This is a genomic window from uncultured Spongiibacter sp. (assembly GCF_964011655.1).
Lineage (GTDB): Bacteria > Pseudomonadota > Gammaproteobacteria > Pseudomonadales > Spongiibacteraceae > Spongiibacter > Spongiibacter marinus.
Genome location: NZ_CAXGPO010000018.1, coordinates 1 through 21028, shown reverse-complemented (window position 1 = coordinate 21028; position 21028 = coordinate 1). Strand labels below are relative to the sequence as shown.

Genomic DNA, 21028 nt, shown 5'->3' with positions numbered 1-21028 from the left:
AGAACAGCCATAGATAGCGAGTGTAATGAGCGATTCCACGGAAAAAGGTTTTTCAGAACTGAGTGATTCCAGCTTCCTGATCCAGCTGGCTTACCCGGCCATTCAAGAGCTGGGGTTGGATGTTGAGCGGATCGTCAGCGAGTGCAAAATTTCTCCCAAGTTGTTGAAAGATCGCAGCGCGCGTTTCCCCCACGCCGCGCAGGTGCAATTTTGGCGCGTGTTAGAAGAAGTCAGCGGCGACAAAAGCATTGGCTTGCATCTGGCCAACCATGTACCGGTATACCGTGGTCAGGTACTGGAATACCTATTTCTGAGTAGCCCCAGCTTTGGCGATGGTTTGCGCCGGGCGGAAAATTATCAGCGCTTAGTGACCGATGCCATGCAGTTTAAGCTGCACGTGGAAGGCGATGAAGCGCGCGTGGTACTGGATTTTATTGGCGACAGTGAGGCAGAGCTGCGCCACCGCGATGAGTGCTTTGTGCGTTTTATGCAGCGCTACTTTGAAGCGCTGACCGACGGCGCGTTTCAAACCCGAGAGATAAACCTTGGCCACCCGCTGCAGGGGGATGTTGCCGAGTATGAAAAGCACTTCAATTGCCCGGTACATTTCGATGCCAAAGAGCAGAGCTTGGTATTTGCCGCTGATATTCTGGCAACACCATCTAGCCATGCCGAGCCGGATTTGCTGAAACTCCATGAAAAAGTCGCCAGCAAACAGCTTGAACGGCTCTCACGTCAGGACGTTGTGGGCGATGTTAAGCAAGTGATTGCGGAAATGCTTGAGCTGGGTCAGCCCAGCTTGGAAAGTGTGGCAGAACGCCTGGGGATGAATGAGCGAGTGCTGCGCTCGCGTTTGACGGAGGCGGGCACCAGTTTTAACCAGGTGTTGGCAGATTATCGCTGCATACTCGCTAAGCGCTTGTTGTCGCGCACCGATGAAAGCATTGCTGACGTGGTGTATCTGACGGGGTTTTCCGAGCCCAGTACCTTTTATCGGGCATTTAAACGTTGGACCGGCCTAACGCCAATAGAGTATCGCCAACAGAAACAACAGTAGGCGGCGCGTAATGCCCCGCCCACTGAAGCCGTCTTAGGCGCCGAACCAGGACTGGCCGCATACACGCAGTGTATTGCCACTCACTCCGCGAGAGAGAGGGTTGGCGAAGAAGGCGATCGCCTCGGCAACGTCTACTGGCAGCCCGCCCTGGGACAGCGAGTTCAGGCGTCGGCCGAACATCCGGGTGAATAGCGGAATCGCCGCGGTCATTGCGGTTTCAATAAAGCCGGGGGCAACGGCGTTGACCGTAATATTGTGAGCGCGTAGCTGCTCGTCATTCTTCATAAAGTCAACGTAACCAATGACACCCGCTTTGGATGCGGCGTAGTTGGTTTGCCCGCGCTGACCGCCAATACCGTTCATTGACGACACGCCAACGATGCTGCCGCCATTGCGGATAAGGCCCTGGTCCAGTAGTTCACGCGTAATGCGCTGTGCTGCGGCCAAGTTGATATCCAGCGTCATTTGCCATTGCTGCTCGGTCATATTGGCAATGGTTTTGTCGCGAGTAACACCGGCGTTGTGGACGATAAGATCGATACCACCTGCCTGTTTAGCGGCGCTGGCAATCTTGGCGGGAGCGTCTTCAGCGGTGATGTCTGCGATCAGGGGCTGACCACCCAGGCGGGTCATCACTTTCACAAGGTCGTCTTCCATTGGCGCAACATCGACACCGATAACGGTGGCGCCATCGCGCGCCAGCGTGTCGGCAATCGCTTCACCAATGCCGCGAGAAGCGCCGGTCACCAGAGCGGTTTTGCCCGCCAGAGGTTTGTGCCAATCGACATTACCCGATTGCTCGACGGCGTTAACGGCAATGACCTGGCCAGTGACATAGGCCGATTTCGGCGACAAGACAAAGCGCAGGCTGCTGCCGAAGTCTCCCTCGGCGCCGTTGGCAACGGTAATCAGTTGTGCAGTGCTGCCGCGCGCACCCACTTCTTTTGCCAGTGAGCGGCTCAAGCCTTCCAGTGCACGCTGGGTGGCTGCCTGTTCGGCGTTATCGGCGCCCATGTGCGGACGGCCCAGAATAACGATGCGGCCGCCGGGAGCAAGCTTGCGAATGTTGGCGTTGAAGAAGCGGTAGGCTGCAACCAGCTCCAGTGAGTCGCGCATGCCGGTCGCATCGAATACCAGTGCGGCGAAGGGGGCATCGCTACCATTGTCTTGTGTCAGGGCAGTACATTGCAGACGGGCATTGTCGTCGCCGAATACCTCTGCGTCGCTCTCGGCGAGAATTTTTGATACCTGTGCCAGTAAGGCAGCGTTATCGCCAGCGCCGAGCAGTAGGCGCCCTTTAAAAAAGCTGCGCTGGGAGGGGGTGTAGCGGGCGAGTTCACGAGGAGCGTTGACGCCCAGTGCGCCAAGTACCTTTTTACCTGCGTTGGAATTAATAAAGTTCTCGATACGATCAGACATAAAATGACTCCTGAATGAGGGTGTGCCCTGTGTTATGGGCGGCAATTCTACGCGCAGACCGCCGGTGGTGAATTGACATCGCCGCCGCTGCTGCCGTGTCGCCTCAGCCAATGTGGCCTTGCTGCGGCTTGTTACACTGCGCCACCTGACAAAACACCTGAGGACCTGTCATGGCTCAAACCATCAAGCGCGTCGCTATTATCGGCGGCAACCGCATCCCTTTTTGCCGCTCTAATACCGCTTATTTCGGTGCTAGCAACCAAGACATGCTAACCGCAGCGATTGAGGGCTTGGTTCAGCGCTACCAGCTCCAAGGTCAGCGCCTTGGCGAAGTTGCCGCTGGTGCGGTAATGAAGCACAGCCGTGACTTCAACCTTACTCGCGAATCGGTACTGAGTACTTCCCTCGACCCCGCAACGCCTTGCTTCGATGTACAGCAGGCCTGTGGTACTGGCTTACAAGCGCTGAACTTGGTGGCCAATAAGATTGCTCTCGGGCAGATCGATGCAGCGATCGCCGGTGGTGTGGATACCACCTCTGATGCTCCTATTGGCGTGAGCGAGGGTCTGCGCAAAATTCTGTTGCAAGTGAACAAGGCGCGCAGCCTGGGTGAGCGCGTTAAGCCCTTCCTGCAGCTGCGAGGCAAAGATCTGGGTGTACAGATCCCTGTCAACTCAGAGCCGCGTACTGGCATGTCGATGGGTGAGCACACCGAAGTGACTGCGAAAGAGTGGGGCATCCCTCGCCAGGAGCAGGACGAATTGGCATACAACAGCCATAAAAATCTTGCTGCTGCCTATGAGCGCGGCTTGTTTGAGGACTTAATCACACCTTTCAATGGGGTGGGTCGCGACAATATTTTGCGCGCAGATACTACCATCGAGAAACTGTCGACCCTGAAGCCTGCCTTTGACAAAGAGAGCGGCCAGGGTACGTTGACCGCGGGCAACTCTTCAACACTCACCGACGGCGCATCGGCGGTATTGTTGGCAAGTGAAGAGTGGGCAAAAGAGCAGGGGCTGCCGATCAAGGCCTACCTGAGCTTTGTGGAAACGGCAGCGGTCGACTTCTTTGGCAAAGATGTGGGTAGCGAAAAAGAAGGCCTGTTGCTGGCACCAGCTTATGCTGTTCCGCGCATGCTCGCTCGCGCTGGTTTAACGCTGCAAGACTTCGATTTTTATGAAATTCACGAGGCTTTTGCCGCCCAGGTACTGGCTACACTGAAGGCCTGGGAAGACGAAGAATTCTGCAAACAGCGCTTGGGTCTGGATCGGGCGTTGGGCAGCATTGATCGCAGCAAGCTCAATGTGAATGGTAGCTCTTTGGCTGCTGGCCACCCCTTCGCGGCGACGGGTGGTCGTATTGTCGCGACGCTGGCGAAAATGCTGGAAGAGAAAGGCAGCGGTCGAGGCCTTATTTCGATCTGTGCCGCCGGTGGCCAGGGTGTAACGGCGATTGTCGAACGCTAAGGCATAGCCATTGCGTTACACCAAACGGGGCTTCGGCCCCGTTTTTTTTGCTCCTGCGGTGCTGCCTTGCTTATGGCCTGGTCCTTGCCCTTGTTTAGGGGGGGCGGGGATGCTCTTGGCCGCGGGCCAACAGTGCTTTGATATGTCTTCGCTGGCGTCCTTACTGGCGTCCTTATAGGCGTCCCTTTCCAAACGACTCACAACTGCCAAACTCATAGCCCACGACAGACTCGTCGGCGCAGGCGCTGCAGGCATTGCCATAGGTTTTGTGGGTGGGCGCCGCACAGGGCTGAGTAACGCACTGAATTTGGCTGTCGAGGTGGCCGCACACCGGTCGATACTCGCGAGTACATATTTCCGATCGCGGTGACTCGCAGTGGATGAAACCTTCGCGTGATGCGTCGCTTTGTACGGGTGGGGTGGAACACGCGCCCAGCAGTGTGAGCGATAAAAAAAGTCCGGAGAGTCCAAGGTTCGGGCGCAGCATAAATAAGCTCAGTAAAAAGATAGTGTTGTCATCATAAAGCGGCGGGTGCGTTTTCGGTAGTCGCGATTGTTTTTGGCAATGACTTCCATTGATATAAACGAATATTCCTATCAGGTGTGAATGCGTAAGCTGAGAACTGTCGATACTGACAGCGAAACAATCGGCTGAGGTCGATCTCGCGTAGGAAAAAAACGTCGCCTTGCAGGCGGCGTGATACGGAGTCAAAAACGACAATAGGAGTCATTATGCAAAAGATAGATATCGGTATTAACGAAGCAAATCGACAGCAGATCGCCGACGGCCTGAGCCGCCTGTTGGCAGATTCCTACACCCTCTACCTGCAAACGCACAATTTCCATTGGAACGTTACCGGGCCGCGTTTTCGCGACCTGCATTTGATGTTTGAAGAGCATTACACCGAGCTCGCTACCGCCGTGGACGATATTGCAGAGCGCATTCGCACCCTGGATGTTGCCGCGCCAGGCACCTACAAAGCCTTTGCGTCATTGAGCAAAGTGCAAGAAGTGGATGGCGTGCCCAGCGCCGAGGACATGGTCGACATTCTGACTCGCGGCCATGAGCAAGTGGTAAAAACCTGCCGAGAGGTGCTCAACACGGCCGCTGAGGCCGACGACGAATCTACCGTTGCCTTAGTTGGAGACCGCATGCGCATTCACGAGAAAACCGCGTGGATGTTGCGGGCCTTAAACCGCTAACAGTCCTTGCGCCAGCGACGCGATGCGCTACACCGATTGGGGCGCGGCAACATTGTCGCGCTCGCCGCGCTTCACCCGGTACATGTTTTGGTCTGCGACCTTCAGTAGTTCCTCGTCATTGCTGCCGTGTTGAGGGTAAATGGCGTAGCCGACACTGGCACTTACCTGATAGTCGACGCCGCCGAGTTGCAGCGGCGTGGACAGGTTGTGGATCAGGGCATCTAAACGCTGCTCCACAACTTCTGCCCGCCCTAGCGAGCGCAGCAGCAAGGCAAACTCATCACCACCCAGTCGAGCAACAAAGTCGTCTTCGCGGATTTCCTGACGAAGCCGGTTAGCAAAGGCGATCAAAATCTCATCGCCGAAGTGGTGGCCGTGTTTGTCGTTGGCCTCTTTGAATTTATTCAAGTCGAAGTAAAGAACGCTGAATTGATCGCCCTTGCGCTTGGCCCGGGAAATTTCCCGATTGATGGCATCAATAAAGTGGCGGCGGTTGGCGATTCCGGTCAGGCTGTCATGGTGGGCAAGGTGGAAGTACTTGCTTTGCTCGAAACGGAGTTGCTTGCTCAGTTTTCTGCTGTTCAGCTCGTAGTAAACGGCGATGAAAATGATAAAAGCATGGGTGGTCACCAGGCAGGAAAATTCGGCCAGGCTTTGGTTGGCGTCGATGATGATGTTGCGATAGTTGTGCCCCTGTTGTTCAGCAATGAACATTCCCGAGCCAATTAAACCAACACAAAGGCTCCAGCCAATGCCCGCCTTCGCACCGATGCTAAGGGTCGCGAGGGCGGGAATAATCACCGAGCAGATCACCGCGGGTGAGCCCAAGCCACCGGTGATGCTCGCAACATAGACCAGGCCGCCAGTGAGGGTGGTGATAAATATATGCAGTGCCAGGTGGCGTTTTGCGGCAATACGTAGCGTCAGCAGTGCTATGGTGATACCAAACGTAAGACCCAGAGAAAAATAATTGATGAGGCGTTTACCGTCTTGCGTTAGCGGCAGCAGTGTCTGATTTACCGTTAACAAGACAATGAGATAGGCGAAAGTGCCAACCAGAATACTGGCCAGGAAACGGTACAGCGATCGCTCGGTGCTGCCGACTGGCACTCTGGGGGGTATCCAGGGGTCGATCACCCTGAACAAGAGGTTTTGAATATGTGGAATCATGGCTAGCGTCTATTCAACATTATTATTAATTGAGGGTTCCATCTCTCGTTTGCCGCCAGCTGGTACCACATACTCCGTTGAAGGCAGCGGGGGATAATACGCACTTTTTCGATTGTGTGCCATGCGTGCATAGCTCGTTCGATGAGTGTAACGGTAGCGCATTCGGTGCGTCATAACGGTGAGCGCCGAGCGAATGCTTGACGAACGCCAATGAGTGTAAACAGGCCCTAGGTGAGTCATGAAAAAGAAAATACTGCTAATACTGTTGTTGCTTGGAGCCGGTGTGCTGTTGCTAAGCAGCGGGCTCGGGGATTATTTGAGCCTGGATGGCCTCAAGCAGGCAAGGTCTCAGGTAGCGGCATTTCAAACGGCTCATCCGGCAGGTTTCTTTGCACTTTTTTTCATCTGTTATGTACTGGTGACGGCATTATCTCTGCCTGGCGCGGCGGTGATGACGCTGGCAGGCGGGGCGTTTTTCGGCCTTTTCCAGGGGCTGCTGTTAGTGTCTTTCGCCTCGACGATTGGCGCGACGCTGGCGTTTCTCGTCGCGCGCTACCTGCTTCGCGACAGCCTGAAGCGGCGATTTCCTCAGCGCCTTCAGCGTATTGATGAAGGGGTGAGTAAAGAGGGCGGTTTCTACCTGTTTACCTTGCGTCTGGTGCCGATTTTTCCGTTTTTCCTAATTAACCTGTTGATGGGCTTAACGGCTATGTCGGCGCGACGCTTTTACTGGGTGAGCCAGTTGGGGATGCTGCCCGGCACCGCGGTCTATGTGAATGCGGGTGTTCAGTTGGGCAGCCTGGAAAGCCTTTCCGGTATTTTATCTCCCGCGCTGTTGCTGTCCTTCACCTTGCTGGGAGTTTTTCCGCTTATTGCCAAGCGTATTATCGCTTTCGTCAAGGCGCGGCGTGTGTACCGGGGGTGGTCGCGACCAACATCCTTTGACCGAAATCTGGTGGTGATTGGTGCCGGTGCAGCCGGGCTGGTGACTTCCTATATCGCGTCGGCGGTCAAGGCGAAGGTCAGCCTGATAGAAGCAAACGAGATGGGCGGGGACTGTCTGAACACCGGCTGTGTGCCGAGTAAGGCGCTTATAAAGTCGGCCAAGGTGGCGGCTACTGCCCGCCGCGCTGAGGAATATGGTTTTGAGGAACACAAACCAGCGTTAAATCTCCCGCGTTTGATCGCCCGCGTACGAGACGTGATTGCAGCCATTGCCCCCCACGACAGTGTGGAGCGCTACACCGAGCTGGGCGTTGATGTGATTCAGGGCTACGCCACGATTGTCGATCCCTGGACGGTGGAAATTCGTGATCGTGACGGAGGCAGCCGGCGGTTAACAACGCGGTCAATTGTCATCGCGGCCGGAGCGTCGCCAACTGTGCCGCCGCTGCCGGGCATGGCCGAGCTCGGTTTTGTTACCAGCGATACGCTGTGGGATCACTTGGAGCGCTGTGAGCGGCTACCCCAGCGAGTGGTCGTGCTTGGCGGCGGGCCTATTGGCTGCGAGCTAAGCCAGTGTTTTGCTCGATTGGGCAGCGCCGTAAGCCAGGTCGAGATGCTGCCGCGGCTGCTGCTGAAAGAGGACGAGGATGTTGCCGATTTTGTTACCGAGCAACTGCGCCGCGACGGGGTTGATGTGCGGTGTCATACCCGCGCCGTGCGTTGTGAAATGCGCGATGGCGAAAAGTGTTTGATTGTCCAGCACGGCGATGCGGAGGGCGAGTCGGCAGTCGCCTACGACCTGTTGATCTGTGCGGTTGGCCGCAGTGCCAGATTGACCGGGTTTGGTTTGGAAGAATTGGGAATCACCACTGACAGGACGGTGGATACCAATGAGTACTTGCAGACCTTGATGCCCAATATCTATGCCGCGGGTGATGTTGCCGGGCCGTATCAGTTTACCCATGTCGCAGCGCATCAAGCGTGGTATGCCAGTGTTAATGCCCTGTTTGGGCAATTTAAAAAATTCGCCGTAGATTATTCAGTGATACCTTGGGTGACCTATGTCGACCCGGAGGTGGCGCGCGTGGGTTTGAATGAGCAGGAAGCCAAAGCGCAGGGTATCGACTACGAGGTCACGCGCTACGGGCTGGACGATTTAGATCGGGCGATTTGCGACGGCAACGCGCAGGGCTTTATCAAAGTCCTTACCCCAGTGAACAGTGACCGTATTCTGGGCGTGTGCATTGTCGGGAGTCAGGGCGGTGATTTGCTGGCAGAATTTGTGCTGGCGATGAAACACAAGCTCGGCTTGGGGAAAATACTGGCGACGATTCACCCTTACCCCACCTGGGCAGAGGGTAACAAATACCTTGCCGGAGAGTGGCGCAAGGCCCATCAGCCGGAGCGAATACTGCGGCTCTTGGCGCGTTTCTTCCGCTGGCAGAGAGGGGGGTGATCGCGTGGCGAAGTCAGTTTGGTGGCGGACGCTTGGTTTTGTGGTATTGACGATTGTTGCGCAGTTTTCTCGGGCTGACGATCAGCACGCGCTCTGGCAAAGCCTATTATCCAAGCATGTCTATGTGGCTGAGGGTGGCTACGCGACAACGGTCGATTACAGCAGCTTTGCCAAAGACCGTGCCGTGCTTGCGCGTTACCTCGAAACGTTATCTGCGGTGTCGCCGGCGGAATTTGATCGCTGGTCAGAAGCGCGGCAGTTGGCTTTTTTGATCAATGCCTATAACGCCTGGACAGTGGAGCTGATTTTGCGCCATTACCCTGGCATCGATTCCATTCGAGAGATTGGTGGTTGGTTTCGCTCGCCCTGGAAGCTGCCGTTCTTTGACTTACTTGGCGAGCGTCGCAGTCTCGATGAGCTGGAGCATGAAATGATTCGAGAAAATTACGCTGAGCCTCGTATTCATTTCGCGGTAAATTGCGCCAGCATCGGCTGTCCCGCGCTGTCCAGGGAGCCTTATCGAGGCGATGAACTGGAGCGCCAGCTGGAAGCCGCGACCCAGCGATTTTTATCAGATCGTCAGCGCAATGGCCTAAGCAAGGGGGCGTTGCGGGTGTCGCCAATATTTGATTGGTACGAAGAGGATTTCGCCAAAGGCTGGCGCGACCTACACTCGTTGCCGGATTTTCTTGCCCATTATGGTAACGCGCTCGGTTTAAGCAGCGCGCAGCAACGTCAGTTGCGCAGCGGCGCCTTGCGCATTCGCCATACCGATTATAACTGGGCGCTGAATAAGCGTGACTGAGTCCAGCTGCCAAGGTCCGCCGTTGCTGTCGATCATCGTTCCTCTGCTCAATGAGCGGGCGCTATTGCCTGCTGTGCTGCCCACCATTTTGCGTTTGAAGCAAAGCCACGGCGCCGTAGAGTGGCTGTTTGTCGATGGCGGCAGTGGCGATGGCTCTGTCGAGTATTTGCAAGCGCAGGGCTTGCGCGTCATTGCCAGTGATGCGGGCCGGGCTAGGCAGATGAATGCCGGGGCCGCGCAGGCGAGTGGAGCATGGTTGTTATTTTTGCATATCGATACGCTACTCAGCACAGAGGCGCTAACGGCGTTGCGCCGTCACTGCGAGGAGCGGCCGCCCGGCTGGGGACGATTTGATGTGCGAATACACGGGCGCTCGTCAATGCTAAAGGTGGTTGCAAGCATGATGAACTGGCGGTCACGCATTACCGGTATCGCCACCGGTGATATGGGCATTTTTGTCCACCGAGAGGTATTTACGGCGGTGTCGGGTTTTCCGGAACAGCCGCTGATGGAGGATATCGAAATCAGTCGACGACTGAAGCGAACGGGCCGACCACACTGTCTATCCCAGCCGGTAATTACCTCTGGGCGGCGCTGGGATGAAAAGGGCGTGTGGGCGACAATTCTGCTGATGTGGCGACTGCGAATTGCCTATTTTATGGGTCGTTCGGCCGACGATATTGCGCGCCGCTATTACGGTTAAGGCTAAGGAGGGAGAGGTGACAGTCACAGCAGTCAAAGTTTTCGCCAAAGCGCCCTTACCCGGTCGTGCCAAAACGCGCCTGGCCCCCGCCCTGGGGGAGAAGGCAGCGGCGGAAGTGGCGGAGTCGCTGTTGGCCTGGAATGCGCAGCTATGCTCACAGCTGCCACCGACAATGGCGGTGGAGTACCAGTTGAGCCCAGGGCCTGACGCGGCGTGCTGGCAAGCGTTTCGCGGTTTGTCGGCTTTTTCCAGTGTCGAGCAAGGGGAAGGGGATCTGGGGCAGCGGATGGCGCGGGCGGCGTCGCGTGGCGTTCGCGAGGCAAGCGGGGTGATTTTGATTGGAACAGATTGCCCGTCGCTGACCGCCGCACATTTGCGCTGGGCCGAGTGTGCGCTGCAAAACGTTGACGCTGCGGTGATTCCCGCTACCGATGGCGGCTATGTACTATTGGCCTTGGCCAGAGAATGTGCAGCCGTCTTTGACGGCGTGGCGTGGAGTACGGACAAGGTTCTTGCGCAAACACGTCGTCGTTTGGCTGATGCCGGCTTGCGCTGGCAGGAGCACACGCCGCTGCCCGACCTGGACGTCGCGTCGGACATTTCAGCACAGCCCGCGGCGTTTATTGAATGCTGCCCGCCGCTGCGCAGCTATAGGGAGCGTGTCAGTGGCTGAATGGGAGAGCGCGCTGCGCTTAGGGGTGTTTTCTAGCCTGTTTATCGTGCTGGCGCTGCTGGAAGTGTGGCAGCCCTTTCGCAAGGCCTCTCGCCGCCGCTGGTTGGCGAACCTGGGCTTGTTGGCCATAGGCAGTGTCGCCCTGCGCGTTGTCTTTCCCTTGGCGGCCACCGGGGTTGCCCTCTGGGCGCAACAGCAATCCTGGGGGCTGTTGAATCAGATTGAGTGGCCAGCGCTGCTTGAAATTGTCATTGCCGTTGCGGTGTTGGACTGCGCAATATACTGGCAGCATCGCGTGTTTCACCGTCTACCCTGGCTGTGGCGGCTGCACAGCGTTCACCACGCCGATACGGCCTTGGATGTAACAACCGGGCTGCGGTTTCACCCCATCGAGTTGCTGCTTTCCATGGTGATAAAAAGCGTTTTCATTGTGGCGCTTGGCGCACCGGCCTTGGCTGTGCTGATCTTTGAGGTGGTGCTAAATGCCTGCTCTATGTTCAACCACAGTAATATCGCCCTACCCAACACGTTGGAACACGGCCTGCGCCGGGTATTGATAACGCCCACTCTGCACCGCATTCACCATTCTCAGCGCGTTGAGGAAACCAACAGTAATTTCGGTTTTAGCGTGCCCTGGTGGGACTGGTTGTTTGGGAGTTTTCGGGCGCACGCCCGAGAGGGGGATGCGGCGGTGCGCTTGGGCCTGCCCGGCGCGCAGCAGCGGGCGGGGCAGTTGCTCGCGCTGCTTATTCTGCCGTTTCGTCGGGAAGGTAATGGGCCGAGGAATAACACATGAACGCGCAGGGACGGTTGTTATCTCGATACTTGGCCGACCTTCCGCAGGGACGCTTGGAGTGGATCGGCGTGCGCCCGGAGCGCAAGGCACCGATGGTCGTGGTGGAACAGTGCCAGGCGCTTGAGGGCATGGGCTTACAGGGCGACCGCCGTTTGCGCGGCCGCGCCGGTTCCGGTCGCCAGGTGTCACTAATCAGCCGAGAATTTATGCGTAGTATCGCAGCGCATTTGGGGAGAGACAGTGTCGACCCGGCCCTGCTGCGCCGCAATCTGGTTGTCTCAGGTATCAATCTCAATGCTCTGCGGTATCAGTATTTTCAAATTGGCGAGGCAATTTTCCAAGCCAATGCCCTTTGCCAGCCCTGCTCGCGCATGGAACAGGCCTTGGGAGACGGCGCCGTAGTGGCCATGCTCGGCTACGGAGGTCTTTGCCTGCGGGTGGTGCGTGGCGGTCGCGTTGCTGTGGGCGATGCATTAGTGCCGCTGCCTGAGTCCGCCTTGCCGAGCTCACTCTCGTGACTGACCGTGGCGACCCGCGCCCTGACTAAAAGCCTTTGCGCCGCTTAGTGCTTCACCGGCCGCTAAGCTGGCTTTCCCCAGTGCAAATTCATTTTTCAGCGCGTCAGTTTCGGCCATGCTCCACTGCTCTAAAACGCTGCGACGGTCGTTACGCATGCATTGCTGGGGAGTTTGAGCGATTTGTTGCGCCAGTGCCTCGGCACTGTCTAACAGCTGATTTTTTGGGACAACCCGATTGGCCAAGCCGAAGGCCAGTGCCTCATTAGCATCGACAGGCCTTCCGGTTAAAATCATGTCCATTGCGCGGCTGTGGCCAATCAGTCGTGGCAGTCTAACGGTGCCTCCGTCAATAAGCGGCACGCCGAACCGTCGGCAGAACACCCCGAATATCGCGTCCTCGGTGGCGACTCTCAGGTCACACCACAGGGCCAGCTCCAGGCCACCCGCCACGCAATAGCCATCAATGGCGGCGATTACGGGTTTTTGTAGCTGCATGCGACTGGGGCCCATAGGGCCGTCGCCGTCGTCGTCTAATGGGTTGTACCGCTCAGGGTCCTCACTGGAGAAGGCTTTCAGGTCCGCTCCGGCACAAAAGTGGCTGCCTTCGCCGCTGAGAATTGCCACTTTGCTCTCGGGGTCATTGTCGAAATTGCGCATTGCCAGGGCCAGGGCTCTGGCAGTAGGGCCATCTACCGCATTGCGGTGGGCGGGTCGCCGTATACGGATGTGGCAAATATCTCCATCAGTGTGAGATGAAACGGGCGCGGTAATACTCATATTGGCGGTTTCCTGCATTTTTATTGAAATTTCAGCCAGATATTAGCGCAGCGACTTGTACATTGCGCGATGGCTCGGGTGTAATAACGCCAGCCTATATCAATGGAGTGATTAAAGGTGGCTAGACCTAGAGTAAGAGAAAGGCTGCTGGACGCGGCCTATATGCTGCTGCGCGATGAGGGGGCGGGAGCGCTGACCACGCGCGGCGTTGCTGCAAAAGCGGGTACCACAGAAGCCAGCGTATTCAATAATTTTGGTGATAAAGCCGGGATGTTGCGGGCGCTGATCAACGAACGTCTACCGGAGCTGGTGGAAGCAAAAGACTGTGTTGAGCATGGATCCACCGAAGACCTGCGCCAGTGGCTGGAGCTGGTTTATCACCATGCTGAGCGATTTTATATTACCGGCGCGCCGCTGACGGCCTCGTTTTGGACGGGTAGTCATCGCGATAACAACGGCGGTGCACCCACCGACAATCTTTTCCTTGTCCACTATGCGCTGTGTCGGCGCCTGCAGCGTCTGCAGGAGGATGGACGTATTGCCCGACAGGTGAATGCCCGCGCCATTGCCTACTTGTTGCTTGGCGCGGCGCTGCACAATGCGTTAGACACCATTTCTCAGCGTTTTGGCTGTTCGTCCTCTCCCGAGAGAGACGGTGGCGAGGCGGCTACGGCTAAGGCAACTATCGACAGTGTGCACCGTATGCTCGTCGCATGATGTGTTGGCAGGGCAGTGGAAATGGGGCAATAATGGGCGGCTTTAGCCGCCTTTTTATTGGCGGCTCGTCACGTGTTTCACATACTAAGAGGGATAACAATGGGACCGCTTCACGGACTGCGTATTATCGAGATAGAAGGTTTAGGGCCTGCCCCCTTCGCGGGGATGATGTTTGCCGATATGGGGGCTGAAGTTATCTCGGTTACGCGACGGTCATTGGCTGACGGCGCCCAGCCTCAAAACAGCATTAGCGAGCGTGGCAAAAAATCGATCGCCTTGAATCTGAAAGATCCGCGGGCGGTTGAGGCCCTGCTGAATTTATGTGAAACGGCCGATGCCTTAATTGAAGGCTTCCGCCCCGGTGTCGCCGAGCGCTTGGGTATCGGCCCCGAGGAGTGTATGGCTCGCAACCCCAAGCTGGTCTACGGCCGCATGACGGGCTGGGGGCAGACCGGGCCTCTCTCTCAGGCAGCTGGCCACGATATCAATTACATTTCGTTATCCGGCGCCCTGCACGGGATTGGTCGTGCGGGTGACAAACCGGTCCCCCCCTTAAACCTTGTAGGCGACTTTGGTGGCGGCGGCATGTTTTTGGCGTTTGGCGTGGTGTCGGCCATGCTCGAAGCACAGCGCAGCGGTGCTGGCCAAGTGGTGGATGTGTCGATGGTTGAGGGCTCCGCGGCGCTGATGCATATGATGTACAGCTATTTGAATACCGAGGCCTTCAACTGGCAGGACGAGCGCGGCGTGAATGTGCTGGATACCGGGGCGCATTTCTATGAGGTGTATGAAACCCAAGATGGTAAATATCTGTCGGTGGGGCCCATCGAGCCACAGTTCTATCAACTGTTCAAAGAAAAGATCGGCCTGGACGAGGATACCTTTGGCGGTCAGTTTGATGTGGCCCGCTGGCCGGAACTGAAGGAAAAACTGGCGGCGGTGTTCAAGACGCGTACGCGCGATGCCTGGTGTGAACTATTGGAGGGCACAGATGCCTGTGTCGCGCCGGTATTATCGATGCGCGAGGCCCCGCTGCACCCTCACAATAAAGCCAGGGAAAGTTTTGTCGAGGTCGGCGGCCATGTTCAGCCCGGTCCTGCACCGAAGTTTAGCCGCTCCCGCCCTGAGGTCCCCCAGCCAGCGCCGCGCCAAGGGCAGCACACCGACGAAGTACTGGCCGAGGCCGGTTATGATCAGGCGCAATTGGCAGCGTTGCGAGCGGAAGGCGTATTGACCTAAGCACGCCGGAGTCATAGGTATTGCTGCTCTCCTGCAGGCCCGAATATTGGGGCTGGTATGCTTCTCGCATGGCATCTATAGTGAATAGACAGCTGGCTGTTCGGCCCGTATCAACGGGCTTTTGATACGCTGTGCCGGGCGCTTGCCAGCGCCACAGGAGAGGCCGCAATGGTTTCCATACACCCGGAATTGCTGCGCATTACGAATGTGATTGCACACCGCAGTCGCGACTGCCGTGCAGCGTACCTGAGTCGTCAGCGTCGGGCAGGGGGGCAACAGCCCGATCGCCAGCAGCTCAGTTGTGGCAACCTTGCCCACGGTTTTGCCGCCTGCGACAGTACTGACAAAGCGCGCATTCGGCTGATGGAGTCGGCCAATGTCGGTATTGTCACGGCCTACAACGATATGTTGTCGGCTCACCAACCCTTTCGCGATTACCCAGAGCGCATAAAAAACTACGTCCGAGAGCTCGGTTGCACCGCCCAGGTGGCCGGCGGTGTGCCGGCGATGTGTGACGGTGTGACCCAGGGGCAGGCGGGCATGGAACTGAGCTTGTTCAGTCGTGATGTGATTGCCCAGGCAACGGCGGTGGCGCTTTCCCATCAGATGTTTGACGCCGTATTGTGCCTGGGCATTTGCGACAAAATTGTCCCCGGTATGCTTATCGGTGCCTTGCATTTTGGCCATTTGCCGACCCTGTTTATTCCGGCTGGCCCGATGCCCAGCGGTATTCCAAATAGCGAGAAGCAGCGCGTTCGCCAGTTATTTGCCGAGGGCAAAATAGATCGCGAGGCCCTGCTCGACGCCGAGGCTGCGTCTTATCACAGCGCCGGCACCTGCACCTTTTACGGTACTGCCAATAGTAACCAGCTAATACTTGAGGCCCTTGGCTTGCAATTGCCGGGCGGGTCTTTCGTCAACCCGGGGTCGGCGCTGCGCGAAGCGCTTACCGGCGAGGCCGCTCAGCATATCTGCAAAATAAGCCGCGCTGGCCCGCGATGCCGCCCGCTGGCCGAGGTGATTGATGAGCGCTCGATCGTTAATGCCATGGTGGTTTTACTCGCCTCTGGTGGATCGACCAATCACGGCATACATATACCGGCGATAGCGCGAGCTGCCGGCGTGTTAGTGAATTGGGATGACTTGGATGCGCTGTCGCGGCTTGTCCCGCTGTTGGTGCGCGCCTACCCAAACGGTGAGGCGGATATCAATCATTTTCACGCCGCGGGGGGCAGCGGGCTGCTGTTCTCTGAGCTGTTAAGCGCCGGCTTATTGCATGGCGATGCCAGAACGATGTGGGCGGAGACGCTGAGCGATTATGTATGTGAGCCCTACCTGGAACAGGGCGAGCTGCGCTGGCGGCAGGCTGCCGAGAAAAGCTTGGACACCGACGTTATTGCGTCGATGAGTTCGCCATTCGATGCCGAGGGCGGGCTCAGGCTGGTAACAGGGAATCTCGGGCGCGCGTTAATCAAAGTGTCAGCGGTACCCTCTTCACGGCGCAAGATTCGCGCGCCCGCGCTGGTTATTCAAAGCCAGGATGACTTGCAAAGCCGCTTTCGTGCCGGGGAATTAGACAAAGACTGTGTGGTCGTGCTGCCTTATCAAGGGCCACGTTCCAATGGTATGCCTGAATTGCACAAACTCACGCCGCTGCTTGGCGTTTTGCAGGACCGCGGTCATCGCGTGGCGTTGCTTACCGACGGCAGGATGTCTGGCGCCTCGGGCAAGGTGCCAGCTGCGATTCACCTTTCGCCCGAAGCGGCAGCCGGTGGAGCGATTGCGCGGCTGCGCGATGGCGATGAGGTCGTCATCGATGCCGACGCAGGCGAATTGAATTGCCTGGTCGACGAGCACGAGTGGGCCTCGCGTACGCCGCTGGCATCTACGGTGGCGACGGACGGGGTTGGCCGGGAAATGTTTGCCGGGGTACGCCAGCAGGTGACCAGCGCGGAAATGGGAGCCTCGGTGCTATTTACAAGCGAAGAGGGGCGTAGCCATGAGTAACACTATGATGCAGATTGTCAGCCGCGCGCCGATTATTCCGGTATTGAGCGTGGCCCGCCCGGAATACGCAGAGCCGTTGGCTATCGCCTTGCGTGATGGTGGCCTGCCGGTGCTAGAAGTGACGCTGCGAACATCGGCGGCGCTGGAAGCGATAGATGTGATTCGACAGCGGGTCGACGGCGTGTGCGTTGGTGCCGGAACGCTGTTGAACGCGCACGATGTAAAGCGGGCGCGCGCGGCGGGGAGTGAGTTTCTTGTTACGCCCGGCGCGACCGAGGCGTTGATGGCTTGCTGTGCCGACAGCGACTTGCCCTATATGCCTGGGGTCGCCACCGCGACTGAGGCGATACGCTGTCTGGAGCAGGGCATAGATCTTGTGAAGTTTTTCCCCGCCGAGGCGATGGGCGGAGCGAAGGTTTTGCAGGCGCTTGCCGGGCCGCTGCCAATGATGCGTTTTTGTCCGACGGGCGGTGTCAGTCTGGACAATATGGCGGACTACCTGGCCCTGCCATCAGTGGCCTGTATGGGAGGGTCGTGGATCGCGCCGCCAGCGCTTCAGGCAGAGGAAAACTGGCCGGCCATTCGCGAGCGAGCGACTGTGGCAGCCAAGCGTGCACAGACCTTGCGGGCGTCGATGGGGGTGAATGGTGAGTAATGATTGCGACTTGCTGATATTCGGTGCCGCTGGCGACCTCTCGGGGCGTAAGCTCTATCCAGCACTTTTTCAGCTGCACTGCGCCGATCTGTTGCCTGCTGATATGCGCATTATCGGTTTAGCGAGGCGCCACCAGGATCGGCAGCAATTTCTGGAGGCGATCAAACATCGTGTGGCCCAGGCCATTGAGGGCGATCCTGCCGCCGAACAGTGGGCGCGCTTTTGTCAGCGCTTGGACTACTGTTGTATTGACTTCGGCAAGTGCGAGGAATACCAGCAGTTGGCGGCGCTCCTGTCGCCGGGGCGGCGCGCCATATTTTATCTGGCAACGCCACCCAGTTTGTTTGGCCCGATATGCGAGAAGCTCGGCGCCAATGCGCTTATCGACCCGCAAAGCCGTCTGGTACTTGAAAAGCCCGTTGGCCAGGATCTTGCCAGTTGCCAGGCCGTAAACGAGACGGTTGCGCAGTTTTTCAGTGAAGAGAATATCTATCGCATTGATCATTACCTCGGCAAAGAAACGGTGCAGAACCTGCTGGTGCTGCGCTTTGCGAACCGTTTTATCAATGCCCAGTGGGACCAAAGCTGTATCGATCATATCCAGATTACGGTGGCGGAAACCGTCGGCATAGAGGGGCGTTGGTCCTACTACGACGGTGTCGGGCAGCTGCGCGATATGGTGCAAAACCATTTGATGCAATTGCTCTGTTTAGTGGCGATGGAGCCGCCAAATGCCATGACGGCGGAGAGCATCCGCGACGAAAAGGTCAAAATTATGCGTGCATTGCGCCGCATCGATGCTGCCAGCGTCGGCGCGCATGCGGTGCGTGGCCAGTATGCTCAGGGCTGGTGCCGTGGAGAGGCGGTGCCCGCCTACATGGAGGAAGCCGATAGTGACGGGGCGGAAAGCGATACCGAAACCTTCGTAGCAATTAAAGCGCATATCGATAATTGGCGATGGGCCGGGGTGCCATTTTATCTGCGCACGGGTAAACGGATGCCGGAAAAATTGACGGAGATCGTGATTACCTACAAAAGCCTGCCGCACAATATCTTTTCCACTGGCGAAAATATCCCCAATCGACTGGTGATCCGCCTTCAGCCGAATGAAGGGATTGAGATGCAGATGGTATCCAAGATGCATAGCCTCAAAAATAAAATGGCCCTGGCTCGCCAAAATTTGAACTTGGATTTCCTCGGATCGTCGGGCATGAACCGCATCCCCGATGCCTACGAGCGGCTGTTTTTGGATGTCATTAATGGCGACCCTTCGCTTTTTGTCGGCCGCGAAGAGGTTGAGGAGGCCTGGCAGTGGTGTGATGCACTGATCCAGGCGTGGCAGAGCCAGGCCATGCCGGTATCGCACTACCATGCTGGGTCGTGGGGGCCGGCTAAGGCCGAGCTGCTGATCGAGAGAGATGGACGGAGCTGGCATGAATGAGCACCTGTTAGAGCGGCGCCTCAATCAAGTAGGGGCAAGGCTGTTGAGCTTCAGCTGCCGTGAGTCGCAGGCCGCGGCTTTGTGTGACGACCTCAGTCTGGCGCTGGCGGCGGGTATTCGCGTGAGCGGGGCGGCAAGCCTCGTCCTGCCCGGCGGCACCACGCCCGAGCGCCTGCTGGAACTGCTGGCCGATGAGGCTGTGGATTGGTCGAAAGTGACCGTGACGCTCTCCGATGAGCGCTGGGTTGATAGTGATAGCCGCGATAGTAATGAACGGCTGTTGAGAGAGCGACTGTTTCGCGGGCCAGCGGCTGCGGCGCACTTCGTACCACTTAAGTCGCCGCACACTGAGTCAGCCGAACAAGACGCTGCCCTTGCGAGCCTAACCTTAGGCGCCATGCCCAGCTTTGATCGCGTCGTATTGGGCATGGGCAGTGACGGACACTGCGCCTCATTGTTTCCCGACAGCCCGCAGCTCGACGCGGCTTTGGATATGGCTTCTGCACTGCCGTGTATGGCGCTGGAAACCGCCGCGAGCCCCTACCCGCGCTTGAGTTTGACACTGCCGCGTTTACTCAATTGCAGCGAGTTGGTGCTGCAAATCTGCGGTGAGGAGAAGCGGCACGTACTGGAGCGGGCACTGTATGCTGATCACGCTGCCCCGGTTACCGCCCTGTTCGGGCAGAATGTACCGATCAGCGTGTACTGGGCACCTTGATGGTCGGTTAGGCTAAATAGCTTGATCTCTGGCTTAGCCGTTTGTTTTCTTGTTAAAATCTGGCGCTTTTCGTCCTCAGCATGGGGAAATGACATTGGCGGAACAGGCAATAGCACAAGAGTTGGTGCGCGAACATCTGGCCCGGCTCAACGAGCCCTCGACGCGTCCCGCAGCGGAGCGCGATGCTCTGCGGGCGCGTATTAAAGCGCTGCTCAAGGCGAGAGACGCGGTGTTGGTCGCTCACTATTACACCGACCCCGAACTGCAGTCGCTGGCAGAAGAAACCGGTGGCTGCGTGTCGGACTCGCTGGAGATGGCGCGTTTCGGTCGCGACCATCCGGCGTCGATGTTGATCGTCGCTGGCGTGAAGTTCATGGGGGAAACGGCGAAAATTCTGTCACCCGAGAAAACGGTATTGATGCCGACTCTGGAGGCGACCTGCTCGCTGGATATTGGCTGCCCGGCAGATGAGTTTTCCGCTTTTTGCGACGCCCACCCCGATCGCACTGTCGTGGTCTACGCCAATACCTCTGCGGCGGTGAAAGCCCGAGCAGACTGGGTCGTCACCTCCAGTATTGCGCTGGACGTTGTGGACCACCTGGACAGCCAGGGAGAGAAAATTCTCTGGGCGCCGGATAAACACCTCGGTGACTATGTGCAGCGTGAGACCGGCGCAGATGTGCTGCTCTGGGATGGCGCATGTATTGTCCATGAAGAGTTTAAAGCGCAGGGTATTCTCGACCTGAAACAGGTGTATCCCGATGCGGCGGTATTGGTGCATCCGGAGTCTCCGGCGAGCGTTGTTGCGCTGGCTGACGTGGTCGGTTCAACGACGCAGATCATCAATGCGGCGCGTGACTTGCCCAACCCGCAAATGATCGTGGCGACGGATCAAGGTATTTTCTACAAGCTGCAACAGTTGGTGCCGGACAAGGAGTTTGTGATTGCACCAACGGCCGGCAGCGGCGCTACCTGTCGCAGTTGTGCAAATTGCCCTTGGATGGCGATGAACGCACTGGAAAATCTGGCTGAGGTGCTGGAGAACGGCGGCAATGAAGTATTTGTCGAGCCGTCGCTCGGTGAGAAAGCCATGAAACCGCTGACCCGTATGTTGGACTTTGCCGCTGCAAACAAGCCCTAAGCTCAGTGGCCGAGGCTAAGGTTACCCCGTCAAGGGATAAGGCCATCCACACTGTTGCTAGCAGGCCGCAACCCATAGGGCTGGGGCCATTTTTGCCCCCAGCGTTGTTGCCAGCCACT

19 protein-coding genes are annotated in these 21028 nt (G+C 57.5%); 16 read left to right on the top strand and 3 right to left on the bottom strand.

Features of this window, described 5'->3' with window-relative positions; translation table 11 throughout:
* Positions 1–25 precede the first annotated feature (25 nt).
* Positions 26–1057, top strand: a complete 1032-nt coding sequence (locus ABNS66_RS09835; protein ID WP_204996019.1) for an AraC family transcriptional regulator — start codon at positions 26–28, stop codon at positions 1055–1057.
* A gap of 33 nt (positions 1058–1090) precedes the next feature.
* On the opposite strand, the gene ABNS66_RS09830 is transcribed toward ABNS66_RS09835, so the two are convergent.
* Positions 1091–2476 carry a 3-oxoacyl-ACP reductase gene (locus ABNS66_RS09830; RefSeq protein WP_286695946.1) on the bottom strand — a complete coding sequence of 462 codons (1386 nt, stop codon included), beginning with the start codon at positions 2474–2476 and terminating at the stop codon, positions 1091–1093.
* A gap of 170 nt (positions 2477–2646) precedes the next feature.
* Here ABNS66_RS09830 and ABNS66_RS09825 point away from each other — a divergent pair, with 170 nt between their 5' ends.
* On the top strand, positions 2647–3945 hold the full coding sequence (locus ABNS66_RS09825; protein WP_027873525.1) for an acetyl-CoA C-acetyltransferase: 1299 nt from the start codon (positions 2647–2649) through the stop codon (positions 3943–3945).
* 732 nt (positions 3946–4677) lie between these two features.
* Complete coding sequence (locus tag ABNS66_RS09820) at positions 4678–5148, top strand: Dps family protein (protein WP_286840262.1); 471 nt, start codon at positions 4678–4680, stop codon at positions 5146–5148.
* Positions 5149–5175: 27 nt separating this feature from the next.
* Here the strand turns inward: ABNS66_RS09820 and ABNS66_RS09815 are convergent, their stop codons facing one another.
* Entirely contained in the window at positions 5176–6318 is a 1143-nt protein-coding gene (locus tag ABNS66_RS09815) for a GGDEF domain-containing protein (RefSeq protein ID WP_286840259.1), read from the bottom strand.
* A gap of 238 nt (positions 6319–6556) precedes the next feature.
* On the opposite strand from ABNS66_RS09815, the gene ABNS66_RS09810 reads away from it, so the two are divergent.
* The 6 genes from ABNS66_RS09810 to ABNS66_RS09785 are packed head-to-tail and all read left to right on the top strand — an operon-like array spanning position 6557 to position 12214.
* Positions 6557–8719 (top strand): bifunctional TVP38/TMEM64 family protein/FAD-dependent oxidoreductase, encoded by a 2163-nt coding sequence (locus tag ABNS66_RS09810; RefSeq protein WP_286840258.1) that lies wholly within the window; start codon positions 6557–6559, stop codon positions 8717–8719.
* A 4-nt stretch (positions 8720–8723) separates the two neighbouring features.
* Positions 8724–9524, top strand: coding sequence for a DUF547 domain-containing protein (locus ABNS66_RS09805; RefSeq protein ID WP_286840255.1), 801 nt, complete (start codon positions 8724–8726; stop codon positions 9522–9524).
* Positions 9517–10227 carry a TIGR04283 family arsenosugar biosynthesis glycosyltransferase gene (locus tag ABNS66_RS09800; protein ID WP_286840253.1) on the top strand — a complete coding sequence of 237 codons (711 nt, stop codon included), beginning with the start codon at positions 9517–9519 and terminating at the stop codon, positions 10225–10227. The genes ABNS66_RS09805 and ABNS66_RS09800 overlap by 8 nt, the downstream gene beginning before the upstream one ends.
* A 16-nt stretch (positions 10228–10243) precedes the next feature.
* Entirely contained in the window at positions 10244–10900 is a 657-nt protein-coding gene (locus tag ABNS66_RS09795; protein WP_286840251.1) for a TIGR04282 family arsenosugar biosynthesis glycosyltransferase, read from the top strand.
* Positions 10893–11696 (top strand): sterol desaturase family protein, encoded by an 804-nt coding sequence (locus tag ABNS66_RS09790; protein ID WP_286840249.1) that lies wholly within the window; start codon positions 10893–10895, stop codon positions 11694–11696. Before ABNS66_RS09795 ends, ABNS66_RS09790 begins: the two co-directional genes overlap by 8 nt.
* Positions 11693–12214 (top strand): MOSC domain-containing protein, encoded by a 522-nt coding sequence (locus ABNS66_RS09785; protein WP_204996013.1) that lies wholly within the window; start codon positions 11693–11695, stop codon positions 12212–12214. Before ABNS66_RS09790 ends, ABNS66_RS09785 begins: the two co-directional genes overlap by 4 nt.
* Here ABNS66_RS09785 and ABNS66_RS09780 read toward each other — a convergent pair.
* Positions 12203–12991, bottom strand: a complete 789-nt coding sequence (locus ABNS66_RS09780) for a crotonase/enoyl-CoA hydratase family protein (RefSeq protein WP_286695939.1) — start codon at positions 12989–12991, stop codon at positions 12203–12205. The two genes, ABNS66_RS09785 and ABNS66_RS09780, sit on opposite strands and share 12 nt — an antisense overlap.
* Before the next feature lie 117 nt (positions 12992–13108).
* Between ABNS66_RS09780 and ABNS66_RS09775 the strand changes: the two genes are divergently transcribed.
* From ABNS66_RS09775 to nadA, 7 genes are all read left to right on the top strand, one after another.
* Positions 13109–13708, top strand: coding sequence for a TetR/AcrR family transcriptional regulator (locus ABNS66_RS09775; protein ID WP_154653851.1), 600 nt, complete (start codon positions 13109–13111; stop codon positions 13706–13708).
* A 99-nt stretch (positions 13709–13807) separates the two neighbouring features.
* On the top strand, positions 13808–14947 hold the full coding sequence (locus ABNS66_RS09770; RefSeq protein WP_286840245.1) for a CaiB/BaiF CoA-transferase family protein: 1140 nt from the start codon (positions 13808–13810) through the stop codon (positions 14945–14947).
* Positions 14948–15115: 168 nt separating this feature from the next.
* On the top strand, positions 15116–16954 hold the full coding sequence (gene edd / locus ABNS66_RS09765) for a phosphogluconate dehydratase (protein ID WP_286840243.1): 1839 nt from the start codon (positions 15116–15118) through the stop codon (positions 16952–16954).
* Complete coding sequence (gene eda, locus ABNS66_RS09760) at positions 16947–17609, top strand: bifunctional 4-hydroxy-2-oxoglutarate aldolase/2-dehydro-3-deoxy-phosphogluconate aldolase (RefSeq protein ID WP_286695936.1); 663 nt, start codon at positions 16947–16949, stop codon at positions 17607–17609. The genes edd and eda overlap by 8 nt, the downstream gene beginning before the upstream one ends.
* The gene (zwf, locus tag ABNS66_RS09755; protein WP_286840241.1) at positions 17599–19050 is read left to right on the top strand and encodes a glucose-6-phosphate dehydrogenase; all 1452 of its coding nucleotides are present in this window, start codon (positions 17599–17601) and stop codon (positions 19048–19050) included. The genes eda and zwf overlap by 11 nt, the downstream gene beginning before the upstream one ends.
* Positions 19043–19768, top strand: a complete 726-nt coding sequence (pgl, locus tag ABNS66_RS09750) for a 6-phosphogluconolactonase (RefSeq protein ID WP_286840239.1) — start codon at positions 19043–19045, stop codon at positions 19766–19768. The genes zwf and pgl overlap by 8 nt, the downstream gene beginning before the upstream one ends.
* Before the next feature lie 88 nt (positions 19769–19856).
* Complete coding sequence (gene nadA / locus ABNS66_RS09745) at positions 19857–20909, top strand: quinolinate synthase NadA (RefSeq protein WP_286695933.1); 1053 nt, start codon at positions 19857–19859, stop codon at positions 20907–20909.
* The last annotated feature ends 119 nt before the right edge of the window (positions 20910–21028 follow it).

Excerpts from the sequence above, each read along its gene's own strand:
- ABNS66_RS09835 (WP_204996019.1), top strand. The coding sequence starts at position 26 with ATGAGCGATTCCACGGAAAAAGGTTTTTCAGAACTGAGTGATTCCAGC.
- ABNS66_RS09830 (WP_286695946.1), bottom strand. The coding sequence starts at position 2,476 with ATGTCTGATCGTATCGAGAACTTTATTAATTCCAACGCAGGTAAAAAG.
- ABNS66_RS09825 (WP_027873525.1), top strand. The coding sequence starts at position 2,647 with ATGGCTCAAACCATCAAGCGCGTCGCTATTATCGGCGGCAACCGCATC.
- ABNS66_RS09820 (WP_286840262.1), top strand. The coding sequence starts at position 4,678 with ATGCAAAAGATAGATATCGGTATTAACGAAGCAAATCGACAGCAGATC.
- ABNS66_RS09815 (WP_286840259.1), bottom strand. The coding sequence starts at position 6,318 with ATGATTCCACATATTCAAAACCTCTTGTTCAGGGTGATCGACCCCTGG.
- ABNS66_RS09810 (WP_286840258.1), top strand. The coding sequence starts at position 6,557 with ATGAAAAAGAAAATACTGCTAATACTGTTGTTGCTTGGAGCCGGTGTG.
- ABNS66_RS09785 (WP_204996013.1), top strand. The coding sequence starts at position 11,693 with ATGAACGCGCAGGGACGGTTGTTATCTCGATACTTGGCCGACCTTCCG.
- ABNS66_RS09780 (WP_286695939.1), bottom strand. The coding sequence starts at position 12,991 with ATGAGTATTACCGCGCCCGTTTCATCTCACACTGATGGAGATATTTGC.
- ABNS66_RS09770 (WP_286840245.1), top strand. The coding sequence starts at position 13,808 with ATGGGACCGCTTCACGGACTGCGTATTATCGAGATAGAAGGTTTAGGG.
- edd (WP_286840243.1), top strand. The coding sequence starts at position 15,116 with ATGGTTTCCATACACCCGGAATTGCTGCGCATTACGAATGTGATTGCA.
- eda (WP_286695936.1), top strand. The coding sequence starts at position 16,947 with ATGAGTAACACTATGATGCAGATTGTCAGCCGCGCGCCGATTATTCCG.
- zwf (WP_286840241.1), top strand. The coding sequence starts at position 17,599 with ATGGTGAGTAATGATTGCGACTTGCTGATATTCGGTGCCGCTGGCGAC.
- pgl (WP_286840239.1), top strand. The coding sequence starts at position 19,043 with ATGAATGAGCACCTGTTAGAGCGGCGCCTCAATCAAGTAGGGGCAAGG.
- nadA (WP_286695933.1), top strand. The coding sequence starts at position 19,857 with ATGACATTGGCGGAACAGGCAATAGCACAAGAGTTGGTGCGCGAACAT.